General features: G+C 64.5%; 12 protein-coding genes. 5 read left to right on the forward strand and 7 right to left on the reverse strand.

The window, feature by feature from the left end; all coding sequences use genetic code 11:
• Window position 1: 1 nt before the first annotated feature.
• Entirely contained in the window at window positions 2–4,150 is a 4,149-nt protein-coding gene (locus tag AC1DHL_RS01775; protein ID WP_478160144.1) for a PilC/PilY family type IV pilus protein, read from the forward strand.
• Between the two features lie 844 nt (window positions 4,151–4,994).
• On the opposite strand, the gene AC1DHL_RS01780 is transcribed toward AC1DHL_RS01775, so the two are convergent.
• The 5 genes from AC1DHL_RS01780 to AC1DHL_RS01800 are packed head-to-tail and all read right to left on the reverse strand — an operon-like array spanning window position 4,995 to window position 10,017.
• Window positions 4,995–5,732, reverse strand: coding sequence for an amino acid ABC transporter ATP-binding protein (locus AC1DHL_RS01780; RefSeq protein WP_478160146.1), 738 nt, complete (start codon window positions 5,730–5,732; stop codon window positions 4,995–4,997).
• Between the two features lie 28 nt (window positions 5,733–5,760).
• Window positions 5,761–6,876, reverse strand: a complete 1,116-nt coding sequence (locus AC1DHL_RS01785) for an amino acid ABC transporter permease (RefSeq protein ID WP_478160148.1) — start codon at window positions 6,874–6,876, stop codon at window positions 5,761–5,763.
• On the reverse strand, window positions 6,873–7,820 hold the full coding sequence (locus AC1DHL_RS01790) for an ABC transporter permease subunit (RefSeq protein ID WP_478160150.1): 948 nt from the start codon (window positions 7,818–7,820) through the stop codon (window positions 6,873–6,875). The genes AC1DHL_RS01785 and AC1DHL_RS01790 overlap by 4 nt, the downstream gene beginning before the upstream one ends.
• Before the next feature lie 10 nt (window positions 7,821–7,830).
• The gene (locus tag AC1DHL_RS01795; protein WP_478160152.1) at window positions 7,831–8,880 is read right to left on the reverse strand and encodes an amino acid ABC transporter substrate-binding protein; all 1,050 of its coding nucleotides are present in this window, start codon (window positions 8,878–8,880) and stop codon (window positions 7,831–7,833) included.
• A 36-nt stretch (window positions 8,881–8,916) separates the two neighbouring features.
• A complete protein-coding gene (locus tag AC1DHL_RS01800) occupies window positions 8,917–10,017 on the reverse strand; it encodes an aminotransferase class V-fold PLP-dependent enzyme (protein ID WP_478096145.1) in 1,101 nt (366 codons plus the stop codon).
• A 140-nt stretch (window positions 10,018–10,157) separates the two neighbouring features.
• Here AC1DHL_RS01800 and AC1DHL_RS01805 point away from each other — a divergent pair, with 140 nt between their 5' ends.
• On the forward strand, window positions 10,158–10,907 hold the full coding sequence (locus AC1DHL_RS01805; RefSeq protein WP_478096143.1) for a helix-turn-helix transcriptional regulator: 750 nt from the start codon (window positions 10,158–10,160) through the stop codon (window positions 10,905–10,907).
• Window positions 10,908–10,924: 17 nt separating this feature from the next.
• Here the strand turns inward: AC1DHL_RS01805 and AC1DHL_RS01810 are convergent, their stop codons facing one another.
• Complete coding sequence (locus AC1DHL_RS01810; protein ID WP_478160154.1) at window positions 10,925–11,488, reverse strand: hypothetical protein; 564 nt, start codon at window positions 11,486–11,488, stop codon at window positions 10,925–10,927.
• A gap of 151 nt (window positions 11,489–11,639) precedes the next feature.
• Between AC1DHL_RS01810 and AC1DHL_RS01815 the strand changes: the two genes are divergently transcribed.
• From AC1DHL_RS01815 to AC1DHL_RS01825, 3 genes are all read left to right on the forward strand, one after another.
• Window positions 11,640–12,563 carry a LysR family transcriptional regulator gene (locus tag AC1DHL_RS01815; protein WP_478160156.1) on the forward strand — a complete coding sequence of 308 codons (924 nt, stop codon included), beginning with the start codon at window positions 11,640–11,642 and terminating at the stop codon, window positions 12,561–12,563.
• Between the two features lie 689 nt (window positions 12,564–13,252).
• Window positions 13,253–13,636, forward strand: a complete 384-nt coding sequence (locus tag AC1DHL_RS01820) for a hypothetical protein (RefSeq protein WP_478160158.1) — start codon at window positions 13,253–13,255, stop codon at window positions 13,634–13,636.
• An 82-nt stretch (window positions 13,637–13,718) separates the two neighbouring features.
• Window positions 13,719–14,480: a phosphatase PAP2 family protein gene (locus AC1DHL_RS01825; RefSeq protein WP_478160160.1), complete on the forward strand. Its 762-nt coding sequence runs from the start codon at window positions 13,719–13,721 to the stop codon at window positions 14,478–14,480.
• Between the two features lie 44 nt (window positions 14,481–14,524).
• Here AC1DHL_RS01825 and AC1DHL_RS01830 read toward each other — a convergent pair whose 3' ends face one another.
• Window positions 14,525–17,569, reverse strand: a complete 3,045-nt coding sequence (locus tag AC1DHL_RS01830) for an FAD-binding and (Fe-S)-binding domain-containing protein (protein ID WP_478160162.1) — start codon at window positions 17,567–17,569, stop codon at window positions 14,525–14,527.
• Window positions 17,570–17,576 lie beyond the last annotated feature (7 nt).

Consider the following 17,576-nt stretch of genomic DNA (forward strand, 5'->3'; position numbering starts at 1 on the left):
CATGAACAAACGGATTCGACAAGGCGGTCTGGTTTTGCTGCGCTGGGCGCTGGCCACCGCAGTGGGCCTGTCACTGGGTGCCTCGATGATCGCGTCGGCCGCATCGCTGGCCGACCAGCCGGTGTTCTCGACATCGAGCGTGCCCGGCAACCTCGCACTGACGCTCTCGGTCGAGTGGCCAACCGCCTCGCGGACAGCGCATACCGACAGCTACAGCAGCGCAAGCACTTTCCTGGGGTACTTCGATCCGAACAAGTGCTACCTCTACTTCAGTGACCCGACACCCAATGGCGTCACGACAATCGACAAGGGCGACTCCAGCTACTTCTATCCGACAGGTGCCGCAACCAATCGCCAGTGCGCCAATGCATGGAGCGGGAATTTCCTGAACTGGGCATCCACGCCGACCATTGACCCGTTCCGCTGGGCGATGACCGGTGGATATCGCGTGGTCGACACGGCCGACAAAACGATCCTGCAAAAGGCGTATCACGCAGGGCAAGGCTTGTTTGACGACCGGATGCTGACGCCAGGCGAAATCGCCGGCGCAACGCCTTTCAGCTCAGCCACCAGCCTGAACGTGTCGATCAACGGCCGGGGCTTCATGATGGAGTTGACGGCCGGCGCGCCGAGCACCGGACGATCGTTCACGGCCACCTACTACCAGAACTCGAACTACAAGACCGTCGGGGGAACGCCTGTCGCGATCGTCTCCAACGACTCCCTGAACCACATCTGGAACGGGGCAAATCCGGCGCCCGGTGTGAACGGAACGAACTTCTCGGCGGTGTACACCGGAACATTCACCGCCCCGGAAGACGGCACCTACTACTTCCAGACAACCTCGGACGACGGTGTCCAGGTGTCGGTCAACGGCACCATGGTGATCAACAATTGGACGGACCATGGGGCTACGACGGATACCAGCTCTGCCGTCACCCTGAGCAACGGCCAGAGCTTCTCGGTTGTCGTGAACTTCTACCAGGGCGGTGGTGGCGACCAGATCCAGTTGTTCTGGAAGAAGCCTTCTTCCAACGCCTACACCCTCTTCACCAGCGACTCCTCGGTCAACGACTACACGATGCGCGTGAAGGTGTGCGACCCGTCTCTGGGCGTCGCATTGCTCGAAGCCAACTGCAAGGCATATGGAAGCAACTACAAGCCCGAGGGCTTGATCCAGCAGTACTCCGACAAGATGCGCTTCAGCGCATTCGGCTACCTGAACGACAGCAATGGCCAGCGCGACGGCGGTGTGCTGCGTGCGCAGCAGAAGTTCGTCGGACCTACCTATCCGGTCCCAGGCGCACTGCCTGCGACCAATGCCGCACAGGAATGGAGCTCGGTCGACGGCACGATGACTCAGAACCCCGACGCAGCCGACGCCACGAGGACGTCGTCCGACGCTGGCGTCACTGTCAGCGACAGTGGGGTGATGAACTATCTCAACAAGTTCGGGCAGCTGATTCCGGGTCCGTACAAGAACTACGACCCGGTCAACGAGTTGTACTACGCCGCGCTCCGCTATTTCCGCAACCTTGGCAACGTTCCGGAATGGAGCGACACCAGCACCACCAGCGACACGAATACCAGGAAGACCTGGATCGATGGCTTTCCTGTGATCAAGGCCTGGAACGACCCCATCCAGTACGCCTGCCAGCGCAACTTCATTCTGGGCATCGGCGACATCTACACGTGGAATGACAAGAACGTCCCGGGCAATACGCGCACGGATGCGGAGCCGACGATGCCCGCGAAGGTGAGCGCGGACACCACCGTCAACGCGATGACGGCGACTGATGCGGTCGGTGTTTTGCAAGGCATGGGTTCCAACCTGTCGGCTGCGGCAACAGGCGCAGGCGGCTCGAGCTACTACATGGCCGGCCTGGCCTACGACGCCAATACGAAGGACATTCGGCCGGACCTGACGGGCGTGCAGACTGTGCAGACCTACTGGGTGGACGTGCTGGAGCAACCCTTCCAGACCAACAACAAGTTCTACCTTGCGGCCAAGTTCGGCGGACTGAACCAGAAGAAGCTTCCGGCCGGGTTCGACCCCTACACGTTTGCCGGCACTATCCCGCTGGATTGGTGGTCGACTAGCGGCGACAAATTGACCGATCCGCGCACCGGCGGTGTGGTGGATCGCCCCGATAACTACTTTGCGGCAGGGCGGCCTGACACGATGCTGGCGGGCTTGACCCGGGCGTTCCAGCGGATCTCGAACGAAATCGATGCCTATACGACGTCGTTCTCGCTGTCGACCGTGCAAGTCCAGTCGGCGGGCGCGGCGTCTTACGGCGCGCAGTACGACGCCACGACCTGGACGGGTGTGGTGAGCGCGAGCGACATCGTCTTCGACGCCTCGGGCAATCCATCGAGCGTCACCCAAAATTGGACGAGCTCGACCACCCTCGAGAATCAACTCACCGGAACCGGCTGGGATACCAACCGTCGCGTCGTGACGTGGAACGGTTCGACCAAGACCGGAACCCCGTTTCGCATCGGTAGCCTCGTCAAGCCTAGCGACCTCGACACTCCGTATGTCTCAGGCGACGACAGTGCCAACTACTTGAACTATCTGCGCGGTGATCGCAGCAACGAAAAGTCCAATTCCGACGCCACCAAGCCCTATCGGCAGCGCTCACTTTTGCTGGGCGATATCGTCGACGCCAAAGTGACGCCGGTCGGGTCGCCGAACAAAACCTTCTCGGATGCCGTCAATCCGGGCTATGCGGCATTCAAGACCGCCAAGGCCAACCGCTCCACCATGGTCTACGTGGGCGCCAACGACGGCATGCTGCACGCCTTCAACGGTGCGCTGACAGGCCAAACGGCTGGTGTCGAGCAGTTTGCCTATGTCCCGAGCGCTGTAATGAGCGGACCGAGCGGCACACCGCAAGTCGACGGTCTCGCGCAACTCGGCAGCCCCAACTACCAGCATCACTACTACGTGGATGCGACGGCCAAAGCCTTCGATGTCGACTTCAACATGACATCCGGCAGAAACTTCGCGACCACGTCCGCCGCGACTTCCGATTGGCACTCGATCCTGATCGGCGGCCTGGGCAAGGGCGGCCGGAGCTTCTATGCCATCGACATCACCGATCCGGCCAACATGACGACCGAGAGCGCTGTCGCGGGCAAGGTTCTTTGGGAGTTCACCGATCCGACGATGGGCTTCAGCTTTGGAGCGCCCAATGTCATCAAGACCCAGAAGTACGGATGGGTCGTGGTGCTGACCTCAGGCTACAACAACACCGGCGGCGGTGGGAAGAGCTATCTCTACTTCCTCGATCCGAAAACAGGCACGCTCTTGGAGCCGCCGGTTCCCACGGGCTCCGCTTCCGATGGCATGTCGGAAGCCTCAGCCTACGTCCAGGACTTCACGGACAACACAGCAGACGCCATCTACGCTGGCGATCTCAACGGGCAAATGTGGCGCTTCGACGTGACAGCGGCCAAAGGCAGCAGCTCGGCATATCCGGCAGGCACCAAGCTCGCTGTGGTCACGGACAGTGCGTCCAACACGCAACCCATCACGACGCCGCCATTGATCGAAATCCAGCCCCGAACTCAACAGCGCTTCGTACTGTTCGGCACGGGTCAACTGCTGGACGCGGTGGACATCGGTTCGACCAGGCAGCAGGACTTCTACGGCATCCTCGACGGCACGGCGACTTCGTTTGCGGCGGCGAGCGCAAGCATGCCGATTGCGCGATCCCAATTGACGCCGGTCACGGACGTACTGGCCGGCGCGACGATGACGAGTTCCTCGCTCGGTTGGTATGTAGACCTGGGTGTCGATACGGCGACGGGCATTGCCTGGCGGGTAGTGAACAACTCGACGACCTACAGCGGCATCGTGGCGTTTGCACCGCTATTGACGACAGCCGATGCGTGCAGCCCTTCGGGCCAAAGCCGACTCTATGCCTTGAACTTTGCGACGGGACAGTCGGTTCTGGCGCCGACCGGAACTGCATACGTCTCATACCCGAACGCGCTCACGGACATCAAGTTCCTGGCCGTCGACGGCACGCCGCGGCTGGTGACGGGTGACGTCAAGGCAAACCTCAAGAAGCAGGATTTCACGATGCCGGCCGGTCAAGGAATCCGCTTGCTGAACTGGCGCGAAGTGCCGACAGTCGACTGAGGCACGGCCTGTCACAACCTGCCAGGCTGAGCGCTCGCCGCGAGATTCAAAGCACACGCACCAGCGCAAAGACCGCCGACATCAGCACGACGACGATCCCCGTGGCAAGGGCCAGCCGGTTGGCAAACAAGCGGCGCATCAGGACCTCCTGCTAGATGTGGGAACGCGGCGAACATTTTCAGTGGCTTCCCAGGGATGGCCGCGTTCTCACGCAACTATAGGCCAGGCCGATGCCGCCGAAAACTGTTCATGCACTCGTTGATGCCAGGGGGAGGGCAGACTGGAACGTCGTGCTGCGCCTCTACGGCTCCTTGGAATCGCGGTTCGACAAGACTTGCAAGCCGGGCGAATTCGAACCGATGAACTGACGCGGAGTCGGCTCCTCGACTCTCGTCATGCGGCCCAAGGCGAGCCCAGGTGAGAATTGGACTGGGTCACCGAATGGAGCTGTCATGAGTTGGGTCACCATAGTTTGGGCCATGGTTGGGTCCGCATGCCTCATGCTGACTGCCGTGCATTTGCCGGTGTGGGTGAAGGACCGGGTAGCCTGGCCGAGTTTGTTCTTTTCGATCCTGGCGGCGGCGACCGCTGCACTTGCCTTCTGCGAGCTCGTCCGCTCGCGTGGCGATGACCGTAGCCCGCATGCATGCGCCAGCGCGCGGCACAGAAGCCGGCCTCCATCCAGATCGACACGTCCCGGGAAGGTTCTTCGTTGAGTCATTGAGCGTTCCTCCGGAAGCTACGCGTGGTCCGTCGCTTCCTCAAGCTCAAGCGCGCGCGAGTCCCATCCGCACTGTGGACTTGCAGGGCGTTCGCTGTCTACTGCCCGAAGGGGAAGGTGCGGTCAGTGGCGAAGAACGTCGCCCAGAAAGGCCTGGGCTCGCTCATGCTTCGGTGCAGCGAAGAATTCGGCAGGCGTTGCCACTTCGAGAATCTGTCCGGCGTCCATGAAGACGACGCGGTCGGCGACCTCGTGTGCGAAGCCCATTTCGTGGGTGACGCACACCATCGACATGCCTTCGCCCGCCAGATTGATCATGGTGTCGAGCACTTCTTTCACCATCTCCGGGTCGAGCGCCGAGGTGGGCTCGTCGAAAAGCATGAGGCGGGGCCGCATGCACAGGGCTCGGGCAATGGCCACGCGCTGCTGTTGTCCGCCGGAGAGTTGCGCGGGGTATTTGTGTGCATGTTCGGCAACACGCACGCGCGTCAGCAATTGCATGGCGACGTCGTTTGCCTCGCGCGCGCCCATTCGGCGTGTGGACGTCGGCGCCAGTGTGCAGTTTTCGAGCACCGTCATATGCGGGAACAGATTGAACTGTTGGAACACCATGCCGACTTGCTGGCGCACCGTCGCCAGGTCACCCGAGGCCGGACCGATGCTCACGCCGCAGACCTGGAGTCGACCGGTGTCGAAGCCCTCCAGGCCGTTGAAGCAGCGAATGAGCGAAGACTTGCCGGAGCCCGAGGGGCCGCAGATCACGATGCGCTCGCGCTCGCCAACCTCCAGGCTGATTTCGCGCAGCGCGTGGTAGTCGCCATACCACTTGTTGAGTGCGTCGGCGCGCACGATGGGGGGCATGGAAGGCTGCGTCAAGGACATGGCGGTTTCAGTGGTGCCGCCCCGCATCGAGCGAGGCATGCAGGCGGGCGCTGTAGCGGGACATCGCAAAGCAGAAGACGAAGTAGATGGCACCGACGAAGAGGTAGATCTCCGTGCCGAAACCCTGCCACTGCGCATCGGCAATGGCGCGCTTGGCGGCCGTCATCAGGTCGAAGATGCCCACGATCACCACGATCGAGGTGGCCTTGAAGAAGGCGATGAACACGTTGACGAGCGCCGGCAGCACGGCGGTGAGCGCTTGCGGCAGGACCACCCGCAAGGTGGTCACACGCCGGCTCAGGCCCAGCGCCGCCGCCGCCTCGTACTGGCCGCGCGGCACCACTTGCAGCCCCCCGCGGATCACCTCGGCCAGATAGGCCGCGGTGAAAAGGGAGAAGGCCACGAACACGCGAAACAGCTTGGACAGGTCAGTGCCCTGCGGCAGGAAGAGCGGGATCATCACGCTGGCCAGGAACAACACCGCCAGCAGCGGCACGCTGCGCGCGATCTCGATGTAGGCCACGGCCAGCGCCTTGCCGACTCCGGGACGGCTGGAATGACGCAGCAATGCCAATGCCACCGCCAGCGGAAACCCCGCCGCCAGGCCAAGGGTTGCCAGGATCAGCGTGACTGCCAGGCCGCCCCATTGGTCGTCGGGCACGAAGGGCATGCCGAGGATGCCGCCCCACATCAACGCGCCGAAGCCGGCCAGCGCCACGGCCCAGGCGACGGCCAGGCGCTGGTTCCACCAGGTGCGCCGTGTGGAGAGCACGTACATCACCACCAGGATCGCCATCGCCAGCGCCGCGCGCCACTGCTGGGCATAGGGATAGATGCCGAAGACGATGAGCCGGAATTTCTCGCCGATGACCGCCCAGCAGGCGCCGGCGCCCGTCACGCGGCAGGCATCGGGGCCCCGGCCGTGGGTGTTGAACACGGCGTGGAGCAGGCCCCAGTCCATGAGCTTCCAGAAGAACGCAAGGAACAAGGCGGCCAGCACCAGCGTGACGGCGCCGGTGGCCGGCGTCGGAAAGAGCCCCGCCTTCATGCGGTGCATCCAGTCGCGCCGCGCCGCGGGCGGCGGCGCAGCCTCGATGCGGGTGCTGGCCACGTACCGGGTCAAGCGAGCCCCCATCGGCGCTGGCGCTGCTCGAACGCGTGCATCGCTGCGCTCACCAACAGGCTCACGCAGGCGTAGAACAGCATGACGATGGCCATGATCTCCACGGCTTGGCCGGTGTCGGTGAGCATGGTCTCGCTCACTGCCATGAAGTCCTGGTAGCCGATGGCTACGGCCAGCGTGCTGTTCTTGAAGATGCCGATGTATTCGCTGGCGAGCGGCGGCAGGCCCACCCGCAACGCCTGCGGCCCCAGCACGCGGCGCAGCGTGGCGGCGCGTGACAGGCCCAGCGCCGAGGCGGCTTCCCATTGGCCGCGGGGCAGGGCGCCGACAGCGGCCCGCACGATCTCCGCGATGAAGGCCGCGGTGTAGAGCGAGATGCCGACGAGCAGTGCCGCGAACTCGGGCGACATGGAGACCACGCCGTGCACGTCCAGGCCGTCCACCGTGGGCAGCAGGAAGATGCCGCGGTTGCTGGCCAGCAGCAGCGAGCCCGCGCTGTCCGATGCCGGCGGCAGCTCCAGCAGCAGGCCATACCAGAAGGCGATGTGCAGCAGCACCGGAATGTTTCGCATCAGCTCCACGTAAGCCCTGGCCAGAGAGCGAGCGAGCGGGTTGTGCGCCAGCGCGCCCAGCCCCACCAGCAGGCCGAGGCTGCTGGCCAGCACGATGGATGAAGCGGTGAGCTTGAGTGTGTTGAGCGCGCCGGCCACGAAGGCCGTGGCAAAGGTGTCGACGCCGGGCTCGAATTCGAGCGGCGAATTGAACACCGGGGTGATCGCGGGTTTGCCCAGGAAGTCGAAGCCGGTGTGCACGCCGCGGGCATGCAGGTTGGCTCCCGTCACCCGGAACATCAGCACCAGCAGCCCCGCCAGCACCGCAAAGGCGGCCGCTTGTCGCAGGACGGCGCTCCACTTCCAGCGGACCGGCGGCGCGGGACGGTTCATGCGGGCAGGTTCAGCGCATCGGTACGGCGTAGAGCAGGCCGCCCTTCTCGGCGAGCCGGTTCTGCGCGCGCGGCATGCCGCTGGCAGCAAAGGCGCGGTCGAAGGTCTCGCCGTAGTTGCCCACTTGCGAAATGACGTTGGCCGCCCATTCCTTGTCCAGGCCCATCGACGGGCCCAGGTCGCCTTCGGTGCCCAGCAGGCGCTTCACGTCGGGGTCGGCGGAGGTGGCGAAGGTCTTCAGGTTCTTGGAAGTCACGCCGAGCTCCTCGGCGTTGATCATGGCGTTGAGCGTGTAGCGCACGATATCGAACCAGCGGTCGTCGCCCTTGCGCACCACGCCCGCCAGCGGCTCGCGGGCGTGCGTCTCGGGCAGCAGCTGGTAGTCGGCCGCCTGTGCGCCCAGCGTGCCCTTGAAGGTGGCGAGGGCCGACAGGCTGTGGAAGATGGCGTCGCAGCGCTTTGCCAGGAAGGCCTTGCGCATCTGCTCGCCCTCTGAGAACGGTACCGGCTTGTAGCGCACCTTGATCTTGCCGAAATACTCGGCGGCGTTGGTCTCGCCGGGACCGGTGATCATGCAGACGCTGGCGCCGTTGAGCTTGGTGGTGCTTGCCTCCTTCAGCGCGTTGGGCACCATGACGCCGTAGGTGTCGAAGAAATAGGTCCCTGTGAACTGCACGCCCGACTTGGATTCGCGCGCCAGCGTCCAGGTGATTTGCGAGAAGGACAGATCCACCTCGCCCGACTGAACTGCCACCAGGCGCTGGGCCGGCGTGAGGTTGATGAACTTCACCTTGTTCGCATCGCCCAGTACCGCGGCGGCCGTGGCGCGGCACAGGTCCGCATCCAGGCCGCGCATGACGCCGGTGCTGTCGGGCAGCGAGAAGTTGGGCGAGCTTCCGATCACGCCGCAGTTGAGTACGCCGCGCGCCTTGACCGCTGCCAGCGTGGGCGAAGACGCCGGCGCCGGCGCTGGAGCCGCTGCTGCCTGCGCGAAGGCAACGTGGCCGGCGGTGAGCAGCAGGCTGGCCAGTGCAAGGCGGCGGGCGTGCGGGTGGGGCATGGTGAGACTCCTCGAGATGTCGAAGGCGATGCTGGTTCAGGAGGCCGCGAGCACTTCTGCCAGTGCGGCAGCGCATTGCTCGATGTCCTGGCTGCTGTTGTAGAAATGGGGCGAGACACGCACGCCCTCGCCACGCGCGGAGACGCTGATGTTTCGCTCGGCCAGGCGCAGCCGCGCCGCTTCGCCGTCCGGCGCGCGAAAGACGAAGATGCCCGCGCGCTGCGCACGCGGGGTGACGAGGGAAAGGCCAAGCCGATCGGACTCGGCGATGAGCTGGTCGCCCAGCGCCCGCACGCGCGCATGGATGGTGTTCCAGCCGATTTCCTCGAGCAGGTCCAGCGTCGCGTCGAGTCCGTACAGTGCGGGCGTGTTGACGTGCGCGTACTGCAGCTGCCGCGCATCGTCCATGTTGGCGTAGCCCTGCCAGGCCGGTGCCATGGCCTCGCGGGCGCGCGGCGAAGTCACCAGGATGCCGAAGCCGAAGCCGGAAAGCATCCACTTGAAGAAGGACGATGCGTAGATGTCGACATCGGCCAGGTGGGTGGGCACCGCGCCCAGGGCCTGGATGCCGTCTACCATGAGCAGCGCACCGCGCTCGCGGCAGTGCCGGCCAAGCGCTGCCAGATCCAACGTGGTGCCGGTGCTCGAATGCGTGTGCGAGACGACGAGCACGCGCGTGCCGGCGCTCACCGCGTCCATCAGGCGGGCCTGCCGCTCATCCTCGCGCGGGATGGGCACGTGCATCACCTCGGCCCCTTCGCGCTCGGCGGCCTTCCAGATGCGGATGACGGAGGGGAACTCGTCCTGTGCGCACACGATGCGGTCGCCGGCGCGGAACTCGATGCTGTTCGCCGCCAGGTTGAGCCCCTCGGTGGTGTTGGAGACGAAGGTGATGTCTGTCGGTGTCACGCCCAGCCACTGCGCAAGCCGCGCGCGAACCTTGTTCGTCCTGGCCCACCACTCGGGTCGCGCGTCGTAGCCGCGGCTCTTCACGTCTTCGTAGAAGCGCGCCACGGCCGCGCCGTGGCCCTTCCAGCAGAGTCCCGCGGCGGCCGTGTCGAGGTAGACGCGCTGCGCGACATAGGGAAAGAACTCGCGTATTCGAGCGCTCGAGTCGACGACTGAGATGGGCGCCATACTGGGTTGATCTGGGTTGATCTGGGTTGATATTTAGTTGAAACGAATCAACAAGCTGTTTAAGATGCAATTTAAATGCGAGCACCACGGGTGTCAAGCCAATCCAGGGAAAGAAAAGACCGCATGGAGAACTTCGAGGGATGAGCAAGCGCGCGCCCAGACTTCCGCCCGAGGTGCAGCGTGAGCGCGAGGTGATCCTGTCCGCACTCGGCACTGTCGTGCCTATGCTGGGCGCCATGGTGGGCGATCACATCGAGGTGGTGCTGCACGACCTGACTCGGCCCGAATGCTCGGTGCTGCGCATTGCCAACGGCCATGTCACCGGGCGCGGGCCCGGCAGCCCGGTGCTGGCCGGGCCGGGCAACGACAAGGCCCTGGCCATCCTGGCCAATGGCAAGGCGCTGGCGCAGCCGGCCGAGCACGTGTCGGTGTTTCCCTATCCGACCTTTGCGCGCGACGGTCGCTCGCTAGTGTCTGCCACGGCGATGTTCCGCGATTCGCTGGGCCACACCTTTGCCGCCCTGTGCCTGAACGCGGACTTTCACAGTATCGAGACTGCGCGGGCGCTGCTCGCGCGCATGTTGCCCTCGAGGAACGACACCGAGAAAGAGCCCAAGGTCGAAGTGCTCGACACCGAGGCGTTGATGCTCGACATCATCTCCAGCGCGGTGCGCCGCTATGGCAAGCCCGTGCAGAAAATGGACAAGGAGGAGAAGACGGCGGCCGTCGAGATGATGCTCGAGCGGGGACTCTTCATGGTCCGCGGCGGTGTCGAACGCGCCGCTGCTGCCCTTGGCGTGACCCGCTTCACCATCTACAACTACCTGGATGGCGTGAAGGCGCGCCGGGGCGAGACGACTGGGGTGAATGGTCGTGGAGGAAGAGGCTGAGTCCGGAGATGCAGCAGTCAACACGGCAACGCCGAGCATGGCGTCCCGAACGTCCAGACGCCGTCCCGCTCCACGAACCTCGCTACGCGGTGTTCCTCCTTGTCCTCCTTCTTCAAGTCTCGCTCCGTGAAGCGGAACAGGAGCGCGCGCTCCGTCATGCACCGCGTGTCATGGATATCGCCTGGCAGATACACCTGGACTTGTCCCGGTCGCATCACGCTCGAATCACGTCTCACCAGTCGAACGCTGCCGTCCGGGTTCACCACGCGGCCATAGGTTGTCATCTCGATTTCACCGTGTTGAATCGCGTACATGACCCATCCTCGGCCGTGGTCGTGCGGCGGCCTGTAGAGCCCTGCGTACTCCGTGTGCGCCAGGAGCACGAATCCGTGCGTCGCGTCCCGATACAACTCCTTGTTGGCCTGAGCTTCCCGATGCAACGCCGCCAACCACTCCTCCGTGCCGGGCGCCTGGAGGAGGTTCTCCAAGTGCCGGCGACAACCGGAAATCACCTCGTCGCCGAGAGGTCCCCAGACCGACTTGATCCCTTCGATCGATGCTTCCAACGTATGGGTGGCCATGCTTGATTCCTTCGGTTTCAGCTCGAACGAAAAACTGTTCGAGCACGTGAGGGGAACGATAGAACTTCGCCTGAAATAGCGGAAGACGCAGCGGTTGCAACTTATTCGTGCGTCTGACGCCATGTCATGCAGTTGGTGCTAGGGTCCGGGCATGTCCGCGCCCGACCTGAATCTGCTTGTCACCCTGCATGTCCTGCTTGCCGAAGGCAGCGTCGCGCGCGCGGCCCGGCGCTTGCGGCTGAGTTCATCGGCGATGAGTCGCGCGCTCGCGCGACTACGGGAAACGACGGGAGACCCGCTGCTGGTCCGGGCCGGACGCGGCTTGGTGCCCACACCCCGCGCGCTCGAATTGCGCGAGCGCGTGAGTCGCCTTGTTCAGGATGCCGAGGCGGTCCTGCGCCCTGCCGAGGCGCTGAATCTCAAGGAGCTCGTCCGGACGTTCACGCTGCGGACCAGCGAAGGCTTCGTCGAGACCTTCGGCCCCGGCCTTCTCGAGCGGGTCGCTGAGGAAGCGCCCGGTGTGCGCCTGCGTTTCGTGCAGAAGACCGACAAGGAGAGCACCTCCCTTCGGGACGGCACTGTTCAACTGGAGACCGGCGTCATCGGTGAGACGACAAGCCCCGAAGTGCGTGTGCAGGCGTTGTTCAGGGATCGCTTCATTGGCGTCGTGCACTTCGGGCATCCGCTGTGCCATGGAGAGATCACACCGGAACGCTACGCGGCTGGAAGGCACGTTCTCGTATCGCGGCGCGGATTCGACAAGGGCCCGATCGACGAGGCACTGAAGCCATTCGGCCTCGAACGGGAAATCGCGACCGTCGTCGGCGGCTTCTCGACGGCATTGGCACTGGCGCGGGCCTCTGACTTGATCGCAAGTGTTCCCGAGCGCCACACCGCAGGCCTGCGCGGAGGGCTGCACAGTTTTCCGCTCCCATTCTCCGGACCGGAGGTCGCTGTGTCATTGCTTTGGCACCCGCGAATGGACGGCGATCTTGCGCATCGATGGCTGCGCGGCCGCGTGAGGGATGCTTGCGCAGACATCACGGAATCGCGACGGGTCAAAGGTGCGCCTTGACGATCGTTTCGCTGCGCGTCGGGTCATCGCCGCCCTATACCCAGGCTTTCTCGCCAGCCCAGTCCACCGCCATTGCCGCCCATTTGGATACCGATTGCCGTCGTACCGCTGGGACTACCGCCGAGGGTGATGGTCGCGGCCCCACTCTGAGTGCCCACCCCTGCACCTGAAGGAGCGAGCGGCGAGGCAAGGCCAACAGCACTAACCGCGCTCCCCGCACCGTTGCCGGACAACGCCGGACCAAAGTCGACAGCACCGGGCGACCCGCTTGGCGCTGTGCCAGAGCCACTCGCGAGATCCGCGGGACGCGTCGGCCAGTCCTGAGCAGCGCACGGGGCGACCCATCCAGCCGTTGTCATTGCAATCAGCATCAACACTGCGCCTTGGAATTCTTGTGTCATTTGCGCCTCTTGGAAGGAGTCCGGACGATCCGGCGCAAAGTGTACAAATCGTTCTCCAAAAGGTCGCCAAGGGAATCGCAACGAATGGTTGCACCGCCGCTTGTCACCTCGATAAATGGGCACTCACTGACAGGCGAATTGCGGCGCGGGCCCATCAGCAGATTCTTGCGAACCTGATTACCTGTTCAGGTACGTCCGAAAGGTGCCTTGCACAATGCAAAAGTGGAACTCGCTCGCTTTCGTCGCCGTGTCGCATCGCACTTTTCATGGTGGTGCTTTGCGGGCCTCTTGCTGTCTGTCCTCCAGCCCTTTTTGTTCATCCATTTCCAGCGCGACGGGTGGGAGGACGAGCCCGGCTTCCGTGTTCGCAACGTAGAGGCGATGGCGTTGTTTTCGCCAGATGTCAGGGCCGAGCACAGTCTCGATCTCGAAACCACGCTCTATGCACCGGCAGGCGCGCACATCGATGTTCCTGACACCTTCACGCATGGCCTCGATGCACTGATGGCGCTGGTCCTCCTGCTGCTGCCGTTGACGGTGGCCTTGGGCAGGATTCTGGTGCCGTCGGATTCGATCGTCCATGAACGCATTCTGTTCACGAGCGGCGCCCCGCCGCCCAAGGCGCCCTGGCGAAGGCAACCGCCCGAGACTGCTCCTCCCCTGACGGCCTGACAAGCGACGTCGCCTGACGTCGAGTCCCTGCTGCGCCCAGGCGCAGCTGGATTCCTTGTTCCAGGTCAAAAAGGGGGTATCCATGTCTTCATTCCTTGCGCGTGCCCTGGGCTGGGCGAACGCGTTTTTTGAGCAGTCGCGCGCGCGTGCCGCCCGTTGGGCGAGAGCCTCGCATTGGCCGATCGCGTTGCTACACGTCCCGGCCCGTGCGGGCCGTATCAAGGCCGCTCCGAAGCGGGCCTTGCTGATCCTGGCTTTCGCGCTTTGGGGCGGTACAGCGGGCGCTGGAGGGGGACCGCTTGGAATCGATCACGTGTTGGCCTTCGACCAGAGTGGCATTTGGGCGCGTCGCTACCAGACAGGCCTTGCATACGGTGTTGTCGTCTTCGAGTTGGCTGGTGCCGTGTGGCTCGGCAACGACGACGAATTCGGTCACGTGCTCTGGCAATCCGTGGATGCGTCCGTCGCATCTGCGGTGGGAGTGGAAGCTCTCAAACTCGCAACGGGGCGGCCGCGGCCCATCACAGGCGAGGGCCCGGACGCTTGGTTCAAGGGTCGCGGCAACCAGAGCTTCCCGAGCGGAGAAGTGGCGCTACAGGCGAGCTTCATCACGCCGATCATCGTCAACTATGCGGATCGATACCCGTGGGTCTGGGCGCTGGAGGTCCTGCCTCTCTACGATGGGGTCGCGCGGATGAAAAGCCAAGCCCATTGGCAGACGGACGTGCTGGCAGGTTGGGCGATCGGCAGCGCGGTGGGCTACTGGATGACGCTCCAAGACACGCCCTTTTCGGTGATGATCTTGCCGCGGGGGCTGACGATCGGATATTCCAAGCGGTTTTAGCCGCGGTGAGGAATGTCCTGGCAAGCCGGAGCGAGTAGCCCGCATCAGGCGAGCTGCGCGTCGAGCAACCGCGCCACGTGAACCGCTTCGCGCTGCGCTCCGTCGGCGATCTGGTGACGGCAGCTGGTGCCGTCGGCCACCACGATGGCGTCGGGGTTCTGGCGCACAGCGGGCAGCAGGGTGGCTTCCGCCATCTGCATCGAGACCTCGTGGTGAGAAGCCTCGTAGCCGAAGCTGCCGGCCATGCCGCAGCATGAACTTTCGATCAACTCCGGCTTGGCGCCGGGGATCAGCTTGAGCACGTCGAGGATCGGACTGACTGCGCCGAAGGCCTTCTGGTGGCAGTGCCCGTGCAAGAGGATCGGCTTGTCGACCGCTTTGAGCGCCACCTGGAAGCGCCCGGCCTTCGCCTCACGGGCGATGAATTCCTCGAACAGCAGCGCCTGGCCTGCGACTGTCTCGGCCTTCGCGCCCAGGCCCATGACCAGCGTCTCGTCGCGCAAGGTCAGCAGGCATGAGGGTTCGAGCCCCACGATCGCGATGCCTGCATCGGCCAACGGCAGCAGTGCGTCGATCAACGCACCGGCCCTGGCCTTGGCCTCGTCGACCATGCCATTGGCGAGATAGGTACGACCGCAGCAGTGGTGGCCTCCATCCTTCCGCACTGTGTGCAGCGAGTAGCCGGCGGCCTTGAGCACGCGCGCGGCAGCCAGCGCGTTTTCGCTCTCGAAGGTTCCGTTGAAGGTATCGACGAAGAGCACGGCAACCTTGCGACCTTCGCGCGCCGCGGCAAGCGCCTGTTCACGGCTCGCGAACATCGAAGGATCGCTGGCGCGCCAGAAGGTGTCGCTGCGCCACTCGGGCAGCGAGCGCTTCGCGGAAAGCCCCAGCACCTTCTCGCCCAGCCAGCGCGCACCCGGCACGGTGTTGCGCAGGTTGAGCAGCCACGGCACGCGGCTGGCCACGTGGGCGTAGTCCGGCAGCCGGGCGATGAGCTTGTCCCTGAGCGTGTGGCCGTGCTTCTTCTTGTAGTGCGACAGGAACTCGATCTTCATCTTCGCCATGTCGACGCCCGTGGGGCAATCGCGCTTGCAGCCCTTGCAGCCGACGCACAGGTCCATCGTCTCGTGCATGGCTTCGCTGGTGAAGGCGTCGGGCCCGAGCTGGCCGGAGATCGCGAGGCGCAGTGTGTTGGCGCGGCCGCGCGTGAGGTGCTGCTCGTCGCGCGTCACGCGGTAGCTCGGGCACATCGTGCCGGCGTCGAATTTGCGGCAGTGGCCGTTGTTGTTGCACATCTCCACGGCCTTGGCGAAGCCACCCGTGATGTCGCCGCCGGTGCCTGGGGCCGTTGTCACTTCCGTCACCGGGTCGGCCTGCACGTTCCATGCGGACCAGTCGAGGACCGGCGTGAGCGGGATGCGCTTGTAAGGCCTTGGCGCAGTCGCCGGCGCAAAGCGGAACAGCGCGCCATCGTCCATCTTTGGCGGATCGATGATCTTGCCGGGGTTGAAGAGATTGATCGGGTCGAGCTTCTGCTTGATGGAGCGGAAGGCTTCATTGATGGCCGGACCGAACTGCCACTCGATCCATTCGCCGCGGCACAGGCCGTCGCCGTGTTCGCCGCTGAAGGCGCCCTTGAACCTTCGCACCAGCGCGCTTGCTTCCTCGGCAATCGCGCGCATCTTGGCCGCGCCGTCGGTGCGCATGTCCAGGATCGGCCGCACGTGCAGCGTGCCCACCGAAGCGTGCGCGTACCAGGTGCCGCGGCTTCCATGCTTGGCGAACACTTCGGTGAGCCCGTCGGTGTATTCCGCCAGATGCTCCAGCGGCACCGCGCAATCCTCGATGAAGCTCACCGGCTTGCCGTCGCCCTTGAGGCTCATCATGATGTTGAGGCCCGCCTTGCGCACCTCCCACAGGTTCTTCTGCGGCGCGTCGTCGCGCATCTCGACCACGCTTCCCGGCAGGCCGAGTTCGCCCATCAGGTCGACGAGATCCTTCAGCTTCGGCAGCAGCGATGCCTTGTCACTACCCGAAAACTCGACCAGCAGGATCGCGGCGGGATGGCCGATCAACGCGGTCTCGACGGTGGGCCGGAAGGCGGGGTTGGCAAGGCTCAGCTCGATCATCGTGCGATCGACCAGCTCCACCGCGCTCGGGCTGAGCTTCACGATGTGCTGCGCCGAATCCATCGCGGCACGGAAGCTCGGGAAGTTGACGACGCCCAGCACCTTCGCGCGCGGCAGTTCGGAGAGCTTGAGCGTCAGGCTGCGCGTGTAGGCCAGCGTGCCTTCGGCGCCGATCAGCAGGTGCGCGAGGTTGACGCTGCCGTCCGCCGTATAGGGCTTCTCGCTCTGGTTGTCGAAGATGTCGAGGTTGTAGCCGGCGACGCGACGCAGCACCTTCGGCCAGTTCGACTGGATCTGGCTGCGGTGCTGCACCGCCAGTTGCTTCACGTGCAGCGCGATGTCGCTCGCCCGCGCGCCCAGCTTCGACACCGGCCCGAAGTCCACCAGTTCGCCGTCGGACAGCCATGCGCTCGCGCCTGCCACGTTGTGCACCATGTTGCCGTACGCGATGGAGCGCGAGCCGCAGGAGTTGTTGCCCGCCATGCCGCCGAGCGTGGCCTGCGCGCTGGTGGACACATCGACCGGATACCAGAGGCCGTGCGGCTTGAGTTGCGCATTCAGGTGATCGAGAACGATGCCCGGCTCCACCGTGACGGTGCGGCCTTGGAGATCGAGATCGAGCACGCGCCGGAAATGCTTGCTGTTGTCGATGACCAGCGCGGCGCCGGTGGTCTGGCCGCATTGGCTGGTGCCACCGCCGCGTGCCAGCACCGGCACCTTGAGGTCGCGCGCCACGTCGATGGCAGTCGCGATGTCGCGCTCGGTCTTCGGCACCAGGACGCCGACCGGCATGATCTGGTAGATCGACGCATCGGTCGCATAGCGGCCGCGTGATGCGTCGTCGAACAGCACCTCGCCTTGCGTCTCGGCCACCAAGCGTCTTGCCAGCGCCTCGCAGGTCTCGTTAGGGGGCAGGACGGTGCCGGCTGGCTGGAGATGGCTCGCGGGCTCGATGCGCATGGGTGGG

Source organism: Variovorax sp. 10L426, assembly GCF_056395305.1.

Excerpts from the sequence above, each read along its gene's own strand:
- AC1DHL_RS01775 (WP_478160144.1), top strand. The coding sequence starts at position 2 with ATGAACAAACGGATTCGACAAGGCGGTCTGGTTTTGCTGCGCTGGGCG.
- AC1DHL_RS01780 (WP_478160146.1), bottom strand. The coding sequence starts at position 5,732 with ATGCCCCCCATCGTGCGCGCCGACGCACTCAACAAGTGGTATGGCGAC.
- AC1DHL_RS01790 (WP_478160150.1), bottom strand. The coding sequence starts at position 7,820 with ATGAACCGTCCCGCGCCGCCGGTCCGCTGGAAGTGGAGCGCCGTCCTG.
- AC1DHL_RS01795 (WP_478160152.1), bottom strand. The coding sequence starts at position 8,880 with ATGCCCCACCCGCACGCCCGCCGCCTTGCACTGGCCAGCCTGCTGCTC.
- AC1DHL_RS01800 (WP_478096145.1), bottom strand. The coding sequence starts at position 10,017 with ATGGCGCCCATCTCAGTCGTCGACTCGAGCGCTCGAATACGCGAGTTC.
- AC1DHL_RS01805 (WP_478096143.1), top strand. The coding sequence starts at position 10,158 with ATGAGCAAGCGCGCGCCCAGACTTCCGCCCGAGGTGCAGCGTGAGCGC.
- AC1DHL_RS01810 (WP_478160154.1), bottom strand. The coding sequence starts at position 11,488 with ATGGCCACCCATACGTTGGAAGCATCGATCGAAGGGATCAAGTCGGTC.
- AC1DHL_RS01815 (WP_478160156.1), top strand. The coding sequence starts at position 11,640 with ATGTCCGCGCCCGACCTGAATCTGCTTGTCACCCTGCATGTCCTGCTT.
- AC1DHL_RS01825 (WP_478160160.1), top strand. The coding sequence starts at position 13,719 with ATGTCTTCATTCCTTGCGCGTGCCCTGGGCTGGGCGAACGCGTTTTTT.
- AC1DHL_RS01830 (WP_478160162.1), bottom strand. The coding sequence starts at position 17,569 with ATGCGCATCGAGCCCGCGAGCCATCTCCAGCCAGCCGGCACCGTCCTG.